The following is a 19,308-nucleotide window of genomic DNA, read 5'->3' as shown; positions in this document are numbered from 1 at the left end:
TTATCTTTCTACGAAATTTCTAAATCATGCCAGCACCAAGGATAACGCCCTCTGATGCCTGCATGACTCCTTCGCAGAAGACTGCAAGCCAGAGCCGCCTCGCGGCGACTCTGTCATCCCCCTAAGAGAGGGGGAAGGCGCATAGCGCCTCAGGGGGTGTCAAATCCCGGCCGCCTCATCCAGGAACACCTTGGCCCGGCGCGGTGTCACCACCAGGGTTTCACCTTCGCGCAGACCCATGTCCTTGAACTGCTGTGCGGGAATCTGGGCTTCAATCAACCCGTCCTCACCGGCATGGCTGGCGTTTGGTGTGGTCTCCGAGGGAATAAGTTCCAGCCTTGCGATGGGGCCGACCACAATGGCGCGAGAAAGCTGGGCCACGATGCCTGTGGGCCGGCCTTGGGCGTCGAGATTCTGGCCAGGGGAATAGCGCTCCACTTCCAGATCATGGGGTCGCACATAGGCAAAAGCCTGGCTGTCCTGGGCACCGCGCGCATCGCTGCTGTCAAGCTGCATGCCTTCGTCCAGATAGACACGGCCGTCGCTGGCGCGACCCTTGAACAGGTTCACATCACCCAGGAAGCCATAGACAAACGGGGTGGCCGGGTTGTCCCAGACCTGCTGAGGCGTGCCCTCCTGTTCGATCTTGCCCTGGTTGATGACCACCACGCGGTCCGCCACTTCCAGCGCCTCTTCCTGGTCGTGGGTCACGAAGATGGAGGTCACATGCAACTCGTCGTGCAGCTGACGCAGCCAGCGGCGCAGCTCCTTGCGCACCTTGGCATCCAGCGCACCAAAGGGCTCGTCAAGCAGCAGCACCTTGGGCTCGACGGCCAGGGCGCGGGCCAGCGCGATACGCTGACGCTGACCACCCGAGAGCTGCGATGGGTAGCGCTCGGCAATCCAGTCCAGCTGCACCAGCTTGAGCAGCTTCATGACCTTTTCCTTGATGACGGCCTCGCTGGGGCGCTCCTTGCGCGGCTTGACACGCAGGCCGAAGGCCACGTTCTCGAACACGGTCATGTGGCGGAACAGCGCATAGTGCTGGAACACAAAGCCCACGTTGCGATCGCGCACATGCACATCGGTGGTGTCTTCGCCGCTGAAGTGGATGCTGCCCACATCGGCCGTCTCCAGACCCGCGATGATGCGCAGCAGTGTGGTCTTGCCGCAGCCCGAGGGGCCGAGCAAGGCGATCAGCTCGCCCGACTTGATATCCAGACTCACATCGCGCAGGGCCTGAAAATCGCCGAACTGCTTGCTGACATTACGAATTTCGATACTCATGATGAATCTCTTGATCTGATCCGGGCAGCTCAGGCTGCCTTGGCGGTTTTGTTCGTTGCGAGGCTGATCTGGCCTGGGCGCTCGGGTGGCGCTTCGGCAGCAGCCTTGGCCTGCTGCTCGGCACGCCACTCGGCGAGGGACTTGATCACCAGCGTCACCAGCGCCAGCAGCGCCAGCAGCGATGCCACGGCAAAGGCGGCAGCCGCCTGATAGTCGGCATACAGCACTTCCACATGCAGCGGCATGGTGTTGGTCTGGCCCCGGATATGGCCGGAGACCACGGACACGGCGCCGAATTCGCCCATGGCACGGGCATTGCACAGAATCACGCCATAGACCAGACCCCATTTGATATTGGGCAAGGTGACATTCCAGAAGGTCTGCCAACCCGAGGCACCGAGCACGATGGCGGCCTGCTCCTCATCGCTGCCCTGGGCCTGCATCAGCGGGATCAGTTCACGGGCGATGAAGGGGAAGGTCACGAACACGGTGGCCAGCACAATGCCGGGCACGGCAAAGATGATCTGGATCTCATGCTTGGCCAGCCACGGGCCCAGCCAGCCATTGGCGCCAAACACCAGCACGTACATCAGACCCGCAACCACGGGCGAGATGGAGAACGGCAGATCGATCAAGGTCGTCAAAAAGGCCTTGCCCTTGAACTCATACTTGGCAATACACCATGCGGCAGCCACACCGAAGACCAGATTCAAAGGCACGGCAATCAGTGCCGTGATCAGCGTGAGCTTGATGGACGAGATCGCATCGGGCTCGCCCAGCGAGGTGATGTAGACATCCCAGCCCTTGCGCAGCGCCTCGCCAAAAACGGACAGCAGCGGCAGGATCAGGAAGACCAGCATGAAAAGCAGGGCCACCGTGGTCAGAACCCAGCGCACCCAGCGCGGCTCGGTGGTGGTCATCTTCTCAAGCCTGGCGCTCTTGGGTGGGGCCGTGATCCTGTACAGCGCAACCAGCACCACCAGGGCAATGGCGACGATGGTGATGAGGTGCGCCCAGATGGGCAGCAGATTGGGGAACAGCGCTTGAATGGCTGCGTGAATCGAAGACATCAGCGGCCTCCCTGCGCCTTGCGCTGCCATGCCTGCAGTGCGTTGATCAGCAGCAGCAATACAAAAGAGATCAGCAGCATCACCACGGCCACAGCCGTGGCACCCGCCACATCGTGTTGATCCAGCTTGGCCATGATGATCAGCGGAGTGATTTCCGAAACCATGGGGATGTTGCCGGCAATGAAGATCACAGAGCCATACTCACCCACGGCGCGCGCAAAAGCCATGGCGAAACCGGTCAGCAACGCCGGGCCGATATGCGGCAGGATGACTTTGTAGAAGATCTGCCAGCGCGATGCACCCAGGCTGGTTGCCGCCTCTTCCAGCTCCTTCTCGAAGTCCTCCAGCACCGGCTGCACGGTACGCACCACAAAAGGCAGGCCGATGAAAATCAGTGCAATGGCGATGCCCTTGGGGTTGTAGGCCATCTGAATGCCCAGCGACTCGAAGTACTGTCCGATCCAGCCATTGCCCGCATACAGCGCCGACAGCGAGATACCGGCCACGGCCGTAGGCAGCGCAAACGGCAGATCGACCAGCGCATCCACCACCTTCTTGCCGGGGAACTGGTAGCGCACCAGCACCCAGGCGATCAGCATGCCGAACACCACGTTCACGCAGGCCGCGATAAAGGACATGGTGAAGGACAGCTCGTACGAAGCGACCACGGCAGGTGCCGAAACCGCAGACCAGAACTGCTCCCAGGTCAGAGAAAAGCTGGTGAACAGCAAGGCCACCAGCGGGATGAGCACGATGATGCTCAGATAGAAAATGGTGTAGCCCAGCGTCAGCCCGAAACCGGGCAACACTCGCTTGGCACTACGCGCCTTGCGGGGGGCTAGAGCAGCAGAGGACATATTCAAAAGGCGATGTAGAAAAAGTGATCGCAGCCAACATGCCGGACCTATGAGCAGGTAGGCGCCCCATAGGGACGCCGAGCAAGGGCCGCCCCTTACGCTTGGGGCGTCGCCCCCCTCCCGCGCAGCGAGAGAGGGAAAGCGGCATAGCCGCTCTGGGGATGTCTTTACTTACCGGGCGTATACAGCTTGTCGAACTGACCGCCATCGTTGAAGTGCACCTTCTGCGCTTCGGTCAGGGAGCCGAAGTACTTGGCCACGGTGAACTGCTTGATCGGCTTGAACTGGTCGGCGTGCTTCTTGAGCACCGCTTCGGAGCGAGGACGGATCGCATGCTTGGCGGCGATTTCCTGGGCTTCGTCGGAGTACAGCCATTGCAGATAGTCGGTGGCCAGCTGGGTCGTACCCTTCTTGGCGACAGTGCGCTCGACCACGGCCACAGGATTCTCGGCCACGATGCTCACCGATGGGTAGACGGCGTCGACCTTACCCTGGCCGAACTCACGGTCCACGGACACGACTTCGGATTCGAAGGTGATCAGCACATCGCCGATGTTGCGCTGCAAGAAGATGCTGGTCGCATCGCGGCCGCCCTTGCCCAGCACGGGCACGTTCTTGTAGAGCTTCTGCACGAATTCGGCCGCTTGCGCATCGGTGCCGCCCTTTTCACGCACCGAGCCCCAGGCGGCCAGATAGGCGTAGCGACCATTGCCGCCTGTCTTGGGGTTGACCACCACGACCTTCACGTCGGGACGCACCAGATCGGACCAGTCCTTGATGTTCTTGGGATTGCCGTTGCGCACCAGGAACAGCATGGTCGATGTCGTGGGCGATGCATCGTGCGGGAACTTCTTGTTCCAGTCCTTGGCGACCACGCCGTTCTGGGCCAGGAAATCCACATCGGTGGTCGTGTTGAAGGTCACCACATCGGCAGCCAGACCGTCGTTGACGGCGCGCGCCTGGGCACTGGAGCCGCCATGGGACTGATCCACCTTGATGTCCACGCCCTTGGTCTTCTTGTAATGGGCGATAAAGGCAGCGTTGTAATCCTTGTAGAACTCGCGCGCCACGTCATAGGAGACATTGAGCAGCTGAGTTTGTGCCGAGGCAGCGCCTGCTGCTGCCAGTGCGATGGATGCCAACAATGTCTTGAGCTTCACGGAATGCATGGTTCGCTGCCTTTTCTTGAGCAATGTGTATAGATGTATACATTGTGCGAACGACTCCTTAAAACTCAAAAGAATATATTTTTCTTTGTTATTCCGAAAATCAATATAAAGAATGAAGCAGCGCTCAAAGCTTAAGCAAAAATAGCGCAAACGCTTTACCAGAAAGCACATGCAGCTATCAAAAATGATAAATGGAAAGCGCTGGCAGCCTATTGGCTCAGGCCGCAAGTGCAGCTGCAGGTTCAGACCTTGGCCCTGGAGCCGGGGTCTGTGCGTTCCAGCCCCCCTGCTCTGTCAGCGACTGCAGCAGCGCCAGACCGAGCGGCCAGGCGCCAAAGCCCGATTCGATATTGATATGTCCGGCGTTCTGCAAACGCACCAGTTCGCTGCCCCAGGCCCTCGCATAGGCGCCCGCACGGCGAATGGGGCAGAACGGATCATTGCTGCTGGCCACCAGCACACTGCGATAGGGCAGCGGCGCATAAGGCACGGGAGCGAAGTCTGCCAACTGGGCGCGGCGCTCGGGGTCGGCCGGCGCCACCAGCAAGGCTCCGTGCACGCGCGCTGCAGCAGCCTCGCCCAGATGCGCGGTCGTGATGCAGCCCAGGCTGTGAGCCACGATGACGGCAGGACGCTCATCGGAAAGCAAGACTCTTTCCAGCTCCGCCACCCAGGCATCGCGGTGCGGCACCAGCCAGTCCTGCTGCTGTACACGCACGGCTCCCTCCAGCTGCTCTGCCCACAGGCTTTGCCAATGACCGGGGCCGGAGTTGCGCCAGCCTGGCACGATCACGATGCGAAACGGGGATGTCATGCTGCCTCCTGTAATCTCGGAGCGCCAGCCGTGCCAAAGGAAAAAGCCCGGCGTGCTCCTGATCTGATAACAAGGCAGTCATTGTGGGCAGGGCCTGCCCAAATCCCAACGAATGTTTTGTTGTTACCTTATGGGCATAAGCTCAAGGGCAAGTCAAGGAGGCGCATAGCGCCTCACATTTACTTCAAAGCTCTTGATTTCAGATGCACATCTGCACCATTTGGTCGCAAGCGGTTTCAGGCAGGCGCACGTATGGTGTGGGGGAATGCGCGGGGGATTTTTTTCACTCCACTGAATCGTACTTACAACCAATCCTTCCCTTTAACCCGGCAGGAAGCCATATCAAACCTTGCTCGATCAGCACGGAAGCGCGTTCACAGCGCATCTAGCATGCAATGACACCTAGCTAGTGACCTGGCTTCCAGATTGCTTTCGCAATTCTGGAGAGAGAAATGGTTGAACCAACAAGGAATGTTTCCGACAAGACTCTTAGGGCTTGGATCAGACAAGGAACTGTCGATCGTGGAATCGGCGATGGCCTTACCTTCATCCCGACCGCGGCAAGTGCGAGCATTGGCAAAGCATCATGGGTGCTGCGTTACCGATACGGAAAGCGATCAAAAGAGCTCGTCATTGGTCGCCATCCTGACGTTTCACTAAGATATTCAGTCCCACAGTGAGATGGTGCGGATGAAGTCTAAAGCGGCTTGGATCTTTTTCCCATGCCTCGCAAATCGCCCGGAATGGTGTCTTCCACCTGAGCGCCTTCAAGTGCTTGCCAAAGTTGTAGCTTTGAGCGAAGGCCTGGACATGCTCCAGTCCCTCGTTCGCGTAAGCCTTGAGCGTAGATTCCTTGATGATCCGGTTCGTGCGTTCGACCATGCCGTTCGTCCAGTAGTGGTACGGCTTGGTATGCCTTTTCTCGACGCCATTGAACTTGCAGATGCGCTCGAAGCTGTGACCGATGCATGTGTCAGTGACGCCGCCTCTGAAGCGTTCTTGCCCTGTGAAGGCCATGCCGTTGTCCGTCAGAACGGTATGTATGCGGTACGGGAAGGCCACAAGCACCTGCCGAAGGAACGGCGCTGCGTTGGCTTTCGTGGCCCTGTCAAAGAACGCGACATGCGTGAATTTTGTGATGCGGTCTATGCCGACGAACATGCGCTGTCTGCCGCAGGAGATCTTCATTTCGGCGCTGTCGATGTGCACGAAGCCCAGCGTCGTTTCTTCAAACTTTCCGTGCCTTCGTGGCAACTGCGTTGCGGGCTGTCGACTGATTCCGTGACGCTGCGGGCATCGATGCAAGGCGGCTGTCTCCAGGATCTGCCCCATGAGATCGTCCAGCGACAGATGCCCTTGCTTGCGCAATGCAATCGCCAGGTGTTCTTGCTCCTGGGAAAGATGCTGGCTTGCTGTGTCCCGAGGACCCATCGGCTCATCGAGCACCGAGGTGCGTGCACGCCACTTGGCCACGGTCTTGGGGTTGCTGCCGTAGAGCTTGGCCAAGGACCGATGGGAGCCGGTCGCTCGCTGGAGTTCTGCGCGGATACGCGGCGTTGTGCGGGTGCTGCCATGCCGGCGGATTGCCATAGTGCTTTCTCCTGTTCCAGGCTGAAGAATGCACCATGACTTCCTGGGACCGTACAGTTTGCACCAAGCCATGCTGGTACGTCTGCGCGAGCATGACCCTCGAAGCGCGCACAGATGATGGTGGATATCAGCAATTCATGGAAAGGGTTTAGGCATTAGCCTGCCTAGAAGTGATTCCCAACCCCGTCACTGCCACACCAACTGACAAGCGACTACTCACAGCCTTGAAGGCTCGCGGCTTTCGACCATCTAGCGCAAGCAATGTTGCTCTGCCGCCGTCATAGACAAACCTGGGCGCATTCAGTAGTTCTAAGATAGGGCCTAGTAGTTTTTCCTGTCCATCAAGCGCTTTAGGGTCTCAGACGAAGTGCAAGCGCTGCCAGAGCCGTGGCCGTTGCCAGCACAGTCACCGCCATCCAGCCGAACTGTGCGAACAGCCAGGCGGCCAGTGCTGACCCGATTGCCATGCCGATGAACATGCCGGTGAACAGGACTGCGTTGAGCCGGCTGCGAGCGCTGGCATCGATGCCGTAGATGATGGTTTGATGGGCGATCAGCGAGGCCTGGATGCCCAAGTCGAAACCGATGGCGCTCAAGACCAGCAGACACAACTGGGCGTCGGGCGCCATGAGCGGTGCCAGTGCCATGGCTGCAAAAGACACCGCGACCAAGCCTGTACCCAGGCGGGTGACGAGCGGCGAGCCGTAGCGGTCGGCGATACGTCCGGCGACAGGCGCAGCCAGGGCTCCGGCGGCTCCGGCCAATCCGAAAGCGCCTGCTGCCGCTGCTCCCAGATGGAACGGCTCACCATGCAGCATGACTGCCAGGGTGGACCAAAAGGCGCTGAAACCGATGGACAACAGACCCTGAGCCCAGGTGGCCCGGCGCAGCGCCGCATGTTGCGTCCACAGCCCGCCAAGTGATTGCAACAGCGCGAAGTAGGAAAGGTGCGTGGTGGGCTGGAAGCGCGGCAGCTGGCGCCATGCGGCCAAGCCCACCAACGCAATGCTCAAGGCCGCGCCACCGAACATGACCCGCCAGCTCCAGTGCTCTGCGACGAAGCCGCTGACCACCCGTGACAGCAAGATGCCTAGCAGCAGGCCGGTCATCACCGTGCCCACGATCTTGCCGCGGTGCGAAGGCGGTGCCAGCGTTGCGGCTGCCGGAACGATGTCCTGCGCCATCGTTGCTGACAGACCGATCACCATGCTGGCGAGCAGCAGAGTCATTAGCGAAGGTGACAGTGCCGCGAGCAGCAAGGCAGCAAACAGGATGACGGCCTTGGTCAGAATGATCTTTCTGCGGTCATTCCGGTCGCCCAGCGGCGCCAGAAAGAGGATGCCCAGGGCATAGCCCAGCTGTGTCAGCGTGGGCAACAGCCCGACCGACTGGGCCGAGGCACCGATGTCCGAGCCCAGCACGCCCAGCATGGGCTGGCTGTAGTACAGCGAAGCGACCGACAGGCCGGCACCGCTGGCCAGCATGAAGATCAAGGAAAGTGGAAGCCCCGAGGGCGAGGACGGCGCGAAGTTCTGGCCGGCAGTGGTGTGCAGGGAGGTCATGGTGGTAGTCCTGAAAAGTGTTGGGCGGTGAGCAATGCGGTGACTGGTTGCTGGGCTTGCTCGAACACGACAGGAGGAAGATTAATATTTGCATCCAAATAAATGAATACATAATCATTGCAACCAACCATTGCAAATTACGCAAAGATAGAAATGGACAAATTGCATGCCCTGCGCGCCTTTCTGGACGTGGCCGAATCGGGCGGCTTCTCCAAAGCAGCGCGGCGGCTGGGGGTCGCCACATCCTCCGTCACGCGTCTGATAGATGGCCTGGAGGAGTCGCTTGGCACCGCACTGCTGACTCGAACGACGCGTCGGGTAACGCTCACAGACGCAGGAGCGGCCTACCTGGAGCAGGTCTCCAGAGTGCTGTCAGATCTGGAGGAGGCCGACGGCAGTGTGTCGGACACCGGGACGGAGGCGGTCGGTCCTCTCAGGGTCTCGCTTCCCGCGACCTTTGCGCGTCTTTGCCTGGCACCGCATATCGCGAGCTTTCTGCGGGAGAATCCGCGCGTTTCACTGGACCTGGTGCTGTCCGACGCCTATGTTGACCTGGTCTCGGAGCGGATCGATGTCGCGGTTCGCATCGGCACGCCGGCCTTGCAGCCCCAGCTGATCGTGCGCAATCTGGCAGAGCACCGGCGCTATGTGGTGGCAAGCCATGCGTACCTGCAGCGGCATGGCACGCCCCTGATACCCGAAGAATTGTCGAAGCACGAGTGCATGCGATTCAGCTACCAGCCCGGCCCGCAGCGTTGGTCGTTCCGTCACCGCGACGGACAGCTACAGCATGTGGAGGTACAGGGACGTCTCGCCGTAAACAACTCTGACATCCTGCGCGAGGCCGTGCTGGATGGTGGCGGCATTTCGCTGCTTGCGGAGTGGCTGATCCGGGAAGACGTGCGCGTAGGACGGCTGCGGCGGCTTTTTGAAGACTATGAAATCAATCCACAGGAGCATAGCGTGTGCGTCTATGCTGCTTACCTTCCGAACCGCAGGTATTCCAAAAAGGTGCAGGTATTTCTGGACTTCCTGCAGATGCAACTCACAAAAACTGTGACAAGCACAACGTCATCATGAGCCAGTCCTCGGTGCCCAAAAGCACCAGCACAAATCGCTTTTAGAGAAAACCAGATTGATCGGCTGCTCTGGGGGGAGAGTGTTAATTTCCACGCGACGTCCCCCCCGTTTTCAGTAGCACTGGGCTTTGGTGTCCGGGGATTAATTTAACGAGTTGTGCATCAGCCTTTGGGCATAAGCTGCCGGCGTCAGTCCGCCGAGGGCCTTCTTCGGCCGCTCCTTGTTGTATTCCCGGCGCCAAGCCTCAACGATCACACGGGCATGTGCCAAGCTGGTGAACCAATGCTCGTTTAGGCATTCCTCTCTGAAGCGGCCGTTGAACGATTCGATGTAGGCGTTCTGGTTGGGCTTGCCAGGCTCGATGAGGAACAGCTGAACACCCCTGGCGTGGGCCCAGTTCAGCATGGCTCGACCGCAGAACTCCTTGCCGTTGTCAGTTCGGATCGCCTTGGGTAGCCCCCTTGTGATGGCGAGTTGATCCAGGACGCGCACCAACTGGTTTCCACCCATTGCTCGCTCGGCTACGATGGCTACCGCCACGTGGGTCCCATCATCGACTACCGTCAGGCTCTTGATGCTGCGTCCTTCGGCCGTGCGGTCAAAGACAAAGTCCATCGACCACACTTGGTTGGCTGTCATCGGACGCTGTAGCGGGTGGCGATCGGCCTGCGGGATCCTCTCGCGCTTGCGTTTCCTTACTTGCAAACCAGCCTCGGCATACAGGCGCTCCACCCGTTTGTGGTTGACGATCTCGCCAGCTTGCCTGAGCTTGAGATAGATCATGCCGGCGCCGTAACGGCGATGGCGTTGCGCCAGAGCGATGATCTTGTCCTTCAAGGCACCGTTTCGGTATTCAGCAGGCTTGTAACGGTAGGCGCTGGCGCTCATGCCGATGACGAACAGTGAGCGGCGTTCGCTGAGTCCACAGTCCATCATGTGGCGCACCAACTCGCGCCGTGCAGGTGCGCTCACCACTTTTTTCTCAAGGCTTCTTTCGTCACCTCGTTCTCCAGCATGGACTCGGCCAGCAGCCGCTTGAGACGTGCATTTTCAACGCTCTAGCTCCTTGAGCCGTTTTGCGTCCGAGACGCTCACGCCGCCGAACTTGTTACGCCAGAGGTAGTAGCTGGCCTCAGAGAAACCGTGCCGGCGGCACAGCTCTGCCACTGGCAGTCCAGACTCCGCTTCTCGCAGGAAGCCAATGATCTGTTCTTCTGTAAATCTCTTTTTCACGTCCAATCTCCTGTCTTCGGGATTGGACTCCAGAGTCATACGCTACTCAAATCCGGGGGGACGTCGCTCCAACCCAAGCGCTCTCTCCGTATCCGATTAGAGCTTGTTAAGGCTCAACGCTTGAATGGTGCAGCCATGAAGGTCATCTGAGGCAACCTCTGGCAGCGAGGAAACAACTCAAGAACGCTCAAAAGCTATCAAGAGCAGCAATAGCCGAAGACCTCAAAGGTTATTCAATGCTTTGGAAAAACGACAAGATATGCTTACAAATACTAATCAGTCATAATTTGAACTGATCAGTCTTGTCAATTTGTAAGAATGCTTCATGAACTAGGTCTAGGCCTAGTTCGACGGCCAGATGCAGTAGTTCGTAATTTGTCGGATCAACCCTAGTTGGCCCTAACGTGAACGCGTGAGGCCCTTGACCCTTGCCAGATCGACCCCCATCAAAAAGGGCATTGACCATGAACCCCCTCGCATCAGCAGTGACGATGACAGCACTAGTGGCAGCCAGTGCAACAGTGCATGCCCAGTCGGATTTCTATCGTCGGACCATGCCACCCAATGCCTCAGAAGGTGGTGTCGCCGGCCTGGCAGTAATTGGAGGCCATAGATACCAGGGATCCGACGAATCCAGAATCCGGGTTCTACCAAGCATTGAGTACCAGTGGAGTAATGGCTTTTTTGCCGGAGTCATGAGCGGTGTTGGCTACAACGCTTCACGCAGTTCTGAGATGTCTTACGGAGCGCGGATTACAGCGGACTTCGGACGCAAAGAGCGGCGCAGTGCAGCACTGCGGGGACTGGGCGACATTGATCCTCGCCCAGAAATTGGTGCATTCTTCAACGCCAATCTCACAAGCAACTTGACGCTCAATTCAGCAGTCCGCTATGGCAGTGGGAACAACCGAAATGGTCTGCTCCTGGACCTGGGCGCCGGCTGGAACACTCGCATCAGTCCATCTCTACAGTTCTCAGCTACAGTCGCCACAACATGGAGCAACAATCGTTATGCCCAAGACTACTTCGGTATCACTAAAGAGCAGGCAGTAAATAGCGGTTATGCAGAGTTTGCTCCAGGACCCGGACTAAGAGATGTACGGCTTGGCACCTCCGTCATCTATCGCATGAATCCCAAGTGGAGCTTGGTCGGCTCACTGGTGTATTCGGAGTTGATTGGCGACGCACGCAACAGCCCAATCGTGCGTCAAAAGGGAAGCCTGTCCTCAGTAATTGCCTTGGGCTACAACTTCTAGCTAGGTAGATATTAAATCCGAAATCCGTCTTTAACGATTGTCTACTCTCTATTTCTACCCAAGAAAATCTTGCGTCATAGAAAGCATCGTGATTTATTGGCATTATGCAAGTGCTGGCTTGATTTTTATGTCAACGCCGCGCCTGCTTAATTGGTTTCACCAATCATTCTAATACGCACTGCCTGAATAGACGGACACTAAATCTATCTAGGAAAGCGAAGGGTAAATTGGGTGCCAGCGCTAGAGTTGTTAATAATCACTTCTCCACCATGCATATGCATAATAGAACGGACAATCGCGAGGCCCAGCCCGCCTGAATCATCGGGATGTGAACGGGAAGCATCGCAGCGGTAGAAGCGGTCAAATATGCGGGGGAGGTGTTCTTCTCCTATGGGTACCCCTTGATTAAGAACCTCAATATCTAGCCACTGCGCAGCCTGGGTATTGCAACTAAGGGTGATGACTGTACTTTCTTCACCATAGCGAATCGCGTTCGCCAACAGATTAGCCAATGCACGGCGGATCAAGCCGTTGTCAGCGAGCAGGTGGCCATGTGCTATTGTCTCAATGCGCATTCCCCGCTCTTGGGCCATTCCTTCAAAGTACCCCGCGAGCTGTTGCGATAATTTTTCCAAGTCCACGGACTCCAGATGCAACGTCGAGTCTTGCTTTTCTGCCCTAGCAAGAAAGAGCATGTTGTCGATCATCCGCGCCAAACGCTCGTATTCCTCTTGCTGGGAATCCAGTAGCTGCTCATACTCGTCAAAGGTTCTGGACTCGCTCAATGCTAGTTGATTCTGAATCATGAGATTGTTAAGCGGCGTACGCATCTCATGGGCCAAGTCTTCTGAAAATTGAGAAAGCTTTGAATAACCTTCCTCCAGACGTGCCAGCATGGAGTTCAATGCCACCGTCAAGGCTTGCAGCTCTTGCGGTTGCTTTTGTGCATCCAGACGCAGTCCCAGATGCTGAGGGCTTACCGCTGCAGCTTGCTGACTCAATCGGTGCAAGGGCAGAAGTCCACGGCGCACCACCTCCCAGCCAACAGCGAACGCCAGAAGCACGCCTACCAGCCACGCCGCGCCCAGATTCCAGCGATAAGCCGCCATCATCTGCTCTCGTTCAGCCAGTAATTTGCTCGCGATGATAAAGACGTTTGAATCTCCGTTACTCACCCGACTCCAGGCCATGCGAGCGGGGTTGCCCCCCGTGGTTGTGAACAGAGAAGTTGGTTCTAATTCTCCGATGACAGGAGTCGGTAAATTTTCTGGATTAACTTCAATTAATAAATCACCTGATTCACCAATAATCCACAAAGCATTGTCTCTATTGCCAAGCATATTAGAATAAAGCTTAGGCTGATTTTTTAAATAATCAATGTTTTTATTATCTTTTATAATATCCTCAATGCGTTCAATCCTCCCAAGCAAAGCGATGTCATCGCGGTAGGCAACCTCCCTTTGCAGGGCGTTGAAAACATAAAACCCCATCAAGGCGAACAAAACGGCACTTGCCAAGGCAAACAGCAAAGCAAGGCGTAACCGAAGACTGGCATATCTGGGGTGTATCACGGCAGCGGGCCCTCAATACGGTAACCCATGCCACGCACAGTCTGGATGAGCTTGACGGCAAAACCATCATCGATCTTCGCCCGCAGGCGACGGATGGCCACATCCACAACATTCGTGTCGCTGTCGAAGTTCATGTCCCATACCTGAGAGGCGATCTGACTGCGCGACATGACCTCCCCTTTGTGCTGCAGCAGCAACTGCAGCAGTGCGAACTCCTTGTTCGTCAGGTCAATGCGCTGGCCGCCACGTATAGCCCGGCGTTTGAGCATATCTACCTCCAGGTCGGCCAGCTGGAATATATCTTGCTGACGCATAGGAGTTCTGCGTAATAGAGTACGCACTCGGGCCAAAAGCTCTGCGTAGGAAAAAGGTTTGATCAGATAGTCATCGGCACCTAGCTCAAGCCCTTTGACGCGATCCTCCACAGAATCTCGCGCGGTCAAAAAAAGCACAGGAACCTGACTTCGCTCACGAAAACGTCGGATAAAACTCCAGCCATCAATACCTGGAAGCATGACATCGAGGATCAGCAAATCAAATTCACTGGACTGAGCGACAAATAGACCATCGACTCCATCGTTGGAAACCTCGACTTGATAGCCTGAGCTCGTGAGTCCCTTCTTGAGGTACTCCGCAGACTTTATTTCGTCTTCAATGATTAATATACGCATGGATTAATTATATTCTTAGCTTTAGCATTTTTAAATCATAGCTTTAAATATCTGCAGCAACATTAAAAAAATGTAATGAGCGTGCAATCTTGGTGTTAAGAGAAACAGACAAAATTCAATCTATTCGCCAAACAACTCGAATACAGGATGAGAAAAATGCTCTTGCCTTCTATTAAACCAGTTTCCGCTTTTCTTTTCATGGCTTCAGTCCATGCCTTTGCCGCTCAGCCCGCGCCACTGCATCAAAGCAATATGTCTCTCAATTTGGCAAATGCTTTGGTAGACGCAACGATGTCTGCATGCCACTCACAAGGCCGCTCTGCCGTTGCCGCGGTGATCGACCGTGGCGGCCATCTGCTTTCCTTGCAACGCGACGACAGTGTCGGCCCACATAACACCGACGCCGCTGTCAAGAAGGCATTCACCGCGCTTTCAACCAAGACGCTGTCACGCATTTTTGCGGAAAACGCGCGTAAGAACCCCGAGTCCAGCAATCTGAACACGATTGACAGTCTTCTGCTTATTGGCGGTGGAGTGCCCGTCAAAGTTGGCGACGAGGTCATCGGAGCCATCGGTGTAGGCGGAGCAGGTGGCTCCGTCATAGACGAAGGCTGCGCCTTGCAAGCCATCGACAAAGTGCTCGGAACCTCCAAGTGAATGCACTTACTAGTTTCTTTCTCTGATCCATTGACCTAACCCCTAGGAGCTTTCATGCAAAAAACCAAACTGCTTATCGCCGGCATGCTGTTGAATGCCGCCATCGCCACCTCCGCCCTGGCTGCCTCGAATCCTTTGAGTGTTCATGTTCTGAACCTACAAGACGGCCTGCCGTCGGCTGGTGTGAACGTGAAGCTGGAAAAAAAGATTGATAACAACTGGGTGCAAATCAGTGAAGGCGTCACCAATGCCCAAGGACGCATTCCCGCGCTCTACCCTTCGGAATCCATCATGGAAAAAGGCAGCTACCGCGTGACCTTCCAGACAGAGGAATGGTTCAACAAACACAAGACCTCAACGTTCTTTCCAGAAATCCCTGTGATCTTCAACGCCGACGGCTCGGTACCCCATTACCACATCCCCCTGCTGCTAAGCCCTTACGGTTTCTCTAGCTACCGAGGTAACTGATCCAAGCGCTGACTTCCTGCACTTAGAGTGGCTAACACCACGATCCACGAAGCGCGCACAGATGATCGCTGCTGCCAGTTTCAGCAGCGCTTCGTGGATATCCAGCCGCCTTTCAAAGCGGATTCGCAGCTTGCCAAAGCCTGCAAACCATCCATGCGTCCGCTCCACCACCCAGCGATGCTTGCCCAGTCGCTCGCTACTCTCAACGCCTCGCCTGGCAATGCGGCTGGCGATGCCGCGTTGCCTCAGGTGCGCATGGCAACGCTTGTAGTCATAGCCCTTGTCGGCGTGCAGCTTCGATGGTCTTTTGCGAGGGCGCCCTCCCAAGCCTGCAATCGCAGGAATCGCGTCCACGCACCTCTCGAACATCTTGGAGTCGTGCCGGTTTGCGCCGCTGACCAAGATCACTAGGGGAATGCCTCTGGCATCTACAACGATGTGTCGCTTGGAGCCGAGCTTGCCTCTGTCCGTGGGGTTGGGGCCCGTTTCCTGGCCCCCCGGGGGCTTGGCACCGAGGAGCCATCAATGCTGGCCCGGCTCCAGTCGATCTGGTCATGTCAAAGCATGCATGGCAACACGGTAGGCTCCGCCCTCGCTCCACTTCGCCGCTTCTACGGGGTCCGAGTCCTTGAGTTCGTTGTACTTCCGGCTTGCATAGTCCCCCACCGCCTTGCTGGCCTGCTTCCCAAACTCCGCCGTGATCGCCACTTGTGCATCGATCTCGCGCTGCACCTTGTTCTGATCAAATATCCGCTCGATGCCCGTGGCATCGCCCGTGCGCACGCTCTGGTCGCCGGCGATGCCGGAGATGCCTGCCGTGGTGGTGCTTTGGGCGCTGCCGCTGTCCTGGCCTACGCCGGCCCCCACCCCGTTGACGACATGCTTGCCGCCTTGCTGGCCGGTGTTGACGTTGACGCCAATCGCCTGGCCTTCGTAATGGACGCTGTTGTGCAGGTCGCTGGTGGTGAGCGTGCCTCCGGTGCTGAAGCGGTTCTTGTCCTGGTCTACAGCGGCTTGGGTGCTGGCGATGACACCGCCCTTGAGATCGGTGTCGCCCTTGACGCTGGCCTGGAAGCCGCCGTCGCCGGCTTGTATGCCGCTTTGCTCGGTGACGCTTTGGTAGTTGCTGTTGACCTTGCTCTGGCCGGCATTCAATCCGCCGCCAATGGGCACGCCTGCCGGGCTGAGCGTGATGGAGCCACCACTGCTTTGCTGCTTGCCTTCAAAGCGGCTGCTGTCCTGCAGGCTTTCGATATTGAGATTGCCACCCACTTCGGCCACCACCTGTTTGCCGCTGACCACGGCCCCCTTGAGCGTGGTGTCACCACCGGACTGGAGAGTGACGCTGTTGCCTGCGGCTATATGGGTGTTGGTGTGGGTGAGATCGTCACCGGCCTGATTTCCACGGCCTTTGCTGGCACTGACGGTAATGCCGGTTTGCTGCCCCACGCTCACGCCGATGCTGCCGGAGCTGGAGCTGCTGTTGCCGCTGAGGCTTGCCGTATTCTGTGCCGCCTGCAAACGGATATCGCCTTCTGCGGCCAAGGTGGCGTCCTGGCCGGCAGTGATATCCGAGCCGCGAACCAGAATGGAGCTGTCCGCCCCCGCCCCTTGGGCTATTACGTGTCGCCACTAAAGTGAAAGAATGGCCCAGAATAACGCAACTAATTGCCAAATATAGAATTTCGTAGTTTGTTTTGATGTGAGATATCGGATGACTCAGAAAACGTTTCATCCTTTACTGACGCAAAACAAAATTTCTTTTCAATTTCTTCAATCTGCCAACCGGCAGAAGACATTTCTTTAACTCTACGACCTCCAATTAATTCCCAGAAAATGTCGCTGAACCACATTTTATCACCAACTGCTTCAACATATCCATCTTTCAAAATACGCCTGCCCGGGTTTTTTGAAATATCAATAAAAATCTCATTTAACGGAGGAGGAAGATTATTCGAAATTAATGGAATATTGCCATAATCTCTACCTCTAGATTCATATTCTGCAATATGTTCTGCATTTTGCCAAAAATCATAATCAGAATCTATCACCCAAGCTTGTACAAACCCGTCAACAATTAGAAAATTCTGAACCCATTTCCTCCAATTTTTTAATGCACCTGGCTTCTTTTCATTTATACAAATGAATGAATGATTAAATGCTCTTACAAATCCGAATTTAAAACTAAGATCCGCAGCTAAAAATTCATATTTCCACTTCCCCTCTTTTTCAACTTCTGAAATGTATGTTTCTATATTATCTTTTTTTTGCTTAATAGAAAAATCAAAATTTCCATAAATCTCCACTAAGGTTGTCTTTATTTTTTTTATAAAAAATAAATCATCAGCAGGCTTGTTTAAAAAAATTAACTCTAGTTTTTGACATTTTTTCATTACTTGAACTCGCGAATAATAACTGTTACACCGTTTTGTCGACCATATGCTATTAAGGATTGTGCAGCTTTTATTCCGCCCGGCTCTACCCTTATATCAAGCACCATTTTTGCAGGAATTCCATTAACGGTTGCCCATTACTTCCTAAATCATATATATGGGCTTGCATCCTATCCATCCAGGTAGACCCTGATGTATCTACGGTTTTTAGACTAACTAAAACATTGTCTTTTTGAAAATCAACAAGTGGAAATTTACCATCATTTAATTGACCTATATTAAACCATTCCTTATAATCCGTGGTAGATAAATATGATTCAATTGCATTTCCTCTATCTGTAGGATTTTTACTCCAAATATCTGATAAATTTTTTGGATTAACTTTTGAAGCATTATTTGCGGGAGAACTTGAATTATTTTTTACTGATGAAACTATTAGATCACCATAAGTAACCTGCTCACTAATTGGCAAAGTTCTAACCAAGTCCTTAGCCCATTTTTCTGCTTGATCCGAAGGATATCCTTCGAGAATATTATTCAACCATTTTTTTAATTCATCTGGACTATTTAGAGGTGGAGCTCCATATTTATTTTTAATTTTTGAAGGATCTGGCAGGGGATTAACCAAAATTGCGATTGGTTGAGGCCTGTCTCCGGCAGCAAAACCAGGTATTGTCGCTATTTCGTCCGGCGTCAATATCGCCGCAACCTTGGCAACGAGCGCAGCCCCGCCCAGTTGCAATGCTCTCACGCAAGCTGGCGAACTCAAGCAGGCCCGGGCAGCAAGTGCTCCACCGGCAATCACGCCTTCCACAATGACTGGAACAGCAAACACAAAGTTGTTGTTGACCTCATTGGCCGCACCTGCAGCACCCAAAGCCCCCCCCATGGCAGCGCCCGAGCCAATGACCGTGAGCTGCGTAATAGCCTGCGCCGCGTTGGGCGCTATGCCGCTGTTGACCAAGGCCTGCTGTACTTGTGGCGCCATGACGCTAGACAGGCCTGCGCCCGCAGCCCCAGCCACACCGCCACCCAAGCCGCCCACCAGGGCATGCCCGCCTGCACGGCAGGCTCCGTCGGGCCCCCAGCAACGGGCTCCCTCTTCATCTGTTGCTGCCACAGCTTTGGCGAACTGTTCGTTGGCGTAATCACCCCACCGCCTTGCTGGCCTGCTTGCCAAACTCCGCCGTGATCGCCACCTGCGCATCGATCTCGCGCTGCACCTTGTTCTGATCAAATATCCGCTCGATGCCCGTGGCATCGCCCGTGCGCACGCTCTGGTCGCCGGCGATGCCGGAGATGCCTGCCGTGGTGGTGCTTTGGGCGCTGCCGCTGTCCTGGCCTACGCCGGCCCCCACACCGTTGACAACATGCTTGCCGCCTTGCTGGCCGGTGTTGACGTTGACGCCAATCGCCTGGCCTTCGTAATGGGCGCTGTTGTGCAGGTCGCTGGTGGTGAGCGTGCCTCCGGTGCTGAAGCGGTTCTTGTCCTGGTCTACAGCTGCTTGGGTGCTGGCGATGACACCGCCCTTGAGATCGGTGTCGCCCTTGACGCTGACCTGGAAGCCGCCGTCGCCGGCTTGTATGCCGCTTTGCTCGGTGACGCTTTGGTAGTGGCTGTTGACCTTGC

Annotated in this window: 16 protein-coding genes and 3 pseudogenes; 4 read left to right on the top strand and 15 right to left on the bottom strand. The window is 55.9% G+C overall.

The annotated features are described in order from the left end of the window. Positions 1-159: 159 nt before the first annotated feature. The 7 genes from FSY59_RS15475 to FSY59_RS15445 all read right to left on the bottom strand — a co-directional run bounded on the left by FSY59_RS15475 (position 160) and on the right by FSY59_RS15445 (position 8,349). Entirely contained in the window at positions 160-1,287 is a 1,128-nt protein-coding gene (locus FSY59_RS15475; RefSeq protein WP_003055644.1) for a sulfate/molybdate ABC transporter ATP-binding protein, read from the bottom strand. Between the two features lie 29 nt (positions 1,288-1,316). Beyond that, the gene (cysW, locus tag FSY59_RS15470) at positions 1,317-2,357 is read right to left on the bottom strand and encodes a sulfate ABC transporter permease subunit CysW (RefSeq protein ID WP_003055646.1); all 1,041 of its coding nucleotides are present in this window, start codon (positions 2,355-2,357) and stop codon (positions 1,317-1,319) included. Further along, positions 2,357-3,214, bottom strand: coding sequence for a sulfate ABC transporter permease subunit CysT (cysT, locus tag FSY59_RS15465; protein ID WP_003055648.1), 858 nt, complete (start codon positions 3,212-3,214; stop codon positions 2,357-2,359). Before cysT ends, cysW begins: the two co-directional genes overlap by 1 nt. A 167-nt stretch (positions 3,215-3,381) precedes the next feature. Beyond that, positions 3,382-4,383: a sulfate ABC transporter substrate-binding protein gene (locus tag FSY59_RS15460; protein WP_003079689.1), complete on the bottom strand. Its 1,002-nt coding sequence runs from the start codon at positions 4,381-4,383 to the stop codon at positions 3,382-3,384. 217 nt (positions 4,384-4,600) lie between these two features. Then, entirely contained in the window at positions 4,601-5,197 is a 597-nt protein-coding gene (locus FSY59_RS15455) for an alpha/beta hydrolase (RefSeq protein WP_148729268.1), read from the bottom strand. Between the two features lie 630 nt (positions 5,198-5,827). Further along, positions 5,828-6,787: an integrase core domain-containing protein gene (locus FSY59_RS15450; RefSeq protein WP_148729267.1), complete on the bottom strand. Its 960-nt coding sequence runs from the start codon at positions 6,785-6,787 to the stop codon at positions 5,828-5,830. A gap of 350 nt (positions 6,788-7,137) precedes the next feature. Beyond that, positions 7,138-8,349 carry an MFS transporter gene (locus FSY59_RS15445; RefSeq protein ID WP_148729266.1) on the bottom strand — a complete coding sequence of 404 codons (1,212 nt, stop codon included), beginning with the start codon at positions 8,347-8,349 and terminating at the stop codon, positions 7,138-7,140. 153 nt (positions 8,350-8,502) lie between these two features. Here FSY59_RS15445 and FSY59_RS15440 point away from each other — a divergent pair, with 153 nt between their 5' ends. After that, positions 8,503-9,429 (top strand): LysR family transcriptional regulator, encoded by a 927-nt coding sequence (locus FSY59_RS15440; protein ID WP_003055658.1) that lies wholly within the window; start codon positions 8,503-8,505, stop codon positions 9,427-9,429. 141 nt (positions 9,430-9,570) lie between these two features. Here FSY59_RS15440 and FSY59_RS15435 read toward each other — a convergent pair. Beyond that, positions 9,571-10,701, bottom strand: a pseudogene (locus FSY59_RS15435) (IS3 family transposase). A 425-nt stretch (positions 10,702-11,126) separates the two neighbouring features. Between FSY59_RS15435 and FSY59_RS15430 the strand changes: the two are divergent. After that, positions 11,127-11,918 (top strand): MipA/OmpV family protein, encoded by a 792-nt coding sequence (locus FSY59_RS15430; RefSeq protein WP_003055667.1) that lies wholly within the window; start codon positions 11,127-11,129, stop codon positions 11,916-11,918. Between the two features lie 203 nt (positions 11,919-12,121). On the opposite strand, the gene FSY59_RS15425 is transcribed toward FSY59_RS15430, so the two are convergent. Further along, positions 12,122-13,489, bottom strand: coding sequence for a heavy metal sensor histidine kinase (locus FSY59_RS15425; protein ID WP_148729265.1), 1,368 nt, complete (start codon positions 13,487-13,489; stop codon positions 12,122-12,124). Further along, positions 13,486-14,160 (bottom strand): heavy metal response regulator transcription factor, encoded by a 675-nt coding sequence (locus FSY59_RS15420; protein ID WP_003055669.1) that lies wholly within the window; start codon positions 14,158-14,160, stop codon positions 13,486-13,488. The genes FSY59_RS15425 and FSY59_RS15420 overlap by 4 nt, the downstream gene beginning before the upstream one ends. A gap of 156 nt (positions 14,161-14,316) precedes the next feature. Here FSY59_RS15420 and FSY59_RS15415 point away from each other — a divergent pair, with 156 nt between their 5' ends. Beyond that, a complete protein-coding gene (locus tag FSY59_RS15415; protein ID WP_003055670.1) occupies positions 14,317-14,817 on the top strand; it encodes a heme-binding protein in 501 nt (166 codons plus the stop codon). A 54-nt stretch (positions 14,818-14,871) separates the two neighbouring features. Beyond that, entirely contained in the window at positions 14,872-15,285 is a 414-nt protein-coding gene (gene uraH / locus FSY59_RS15410) for a hydroxyisourate hydrolase (RefSeq protein ID WP_003055671.1), read from the top strand. A 39-nt stretch (positions 15,286-15,324) separates the two neighbouring features. On the opposite strand, the pseudogene FSY59_RS15405 reads toward uraH, so the two are convergent. From FSY59_RS15405 to FSY59_RS27695, 5 genes and pseudogenes are all read right to left on the bottom strand, one after another. Then, positions 15,325-15,839, bottom strand: a pseudogene (locus FSY59_RS15405) (IS5 family transposase); the annotation flags it as partial. Continuing rightward, positions 15,838-16,872: a hemagglutinin repeat-containing protein gene (locus tag FSY59_RS15400; RefSeq protein ID WP_148729264.1), complete on the bottom strand. Its 1,035-nt coding sequence runs from the start codon at positions 16,870-16,872 to the stop codon at positions 15,838-15,840. The gene FSY59_RS15400 and the pseudogene FSY59_RS15405, both read right to left, overlap by 2 nt. 77 nt (positions 16,873-16,949) lie before the next feature. Continuing rightward, complete coding sequence (locus FSY59_RS15395; RefSeq protein WP_148729263.1) at positions 16,950-17,678, bottom strand: hypothetical protein; 729 nt, start codon at positions 17,676-17,678, stop codon at positions 16,950-16,952. Positions 17,679-17,769: 91 nt separating this feature from the next. Then, positions 17,770-18,798, bottom strand: a complete 1,029-nt coding sequence (locus tag FSY59_RS15390) for a hypothetical protein (RefSeq protein ID WP_255439496.1) — start codon at positions 18,796-18,798, stop codon at positions 17,770-17,772. Between the two features lie 28 nt (positions 18,799-18,826). Further along, positions 18,827-19,308 (bottom strand): annotated as a pseudogene (locus FSY59_RS27695) (hypothetical protein); the annotation flags it as partial.

Origin of the sequence: Comamonas sp. Z3 (assembly GCF_008121565.1) — a bacterium.
In the GTDB taxonomy this organism is placed as follows: Bacteria; Pseudomonadota; Gammaproteobacteria; order Burkholderiales; family Burkholderiaceae_C; genus Comamonas; species Comamonas brasiliensis.
Note: the sequence above shows the minus strand (reverse complement) of the source record. Positions and strands in the feature narration are given on the sequence as shown.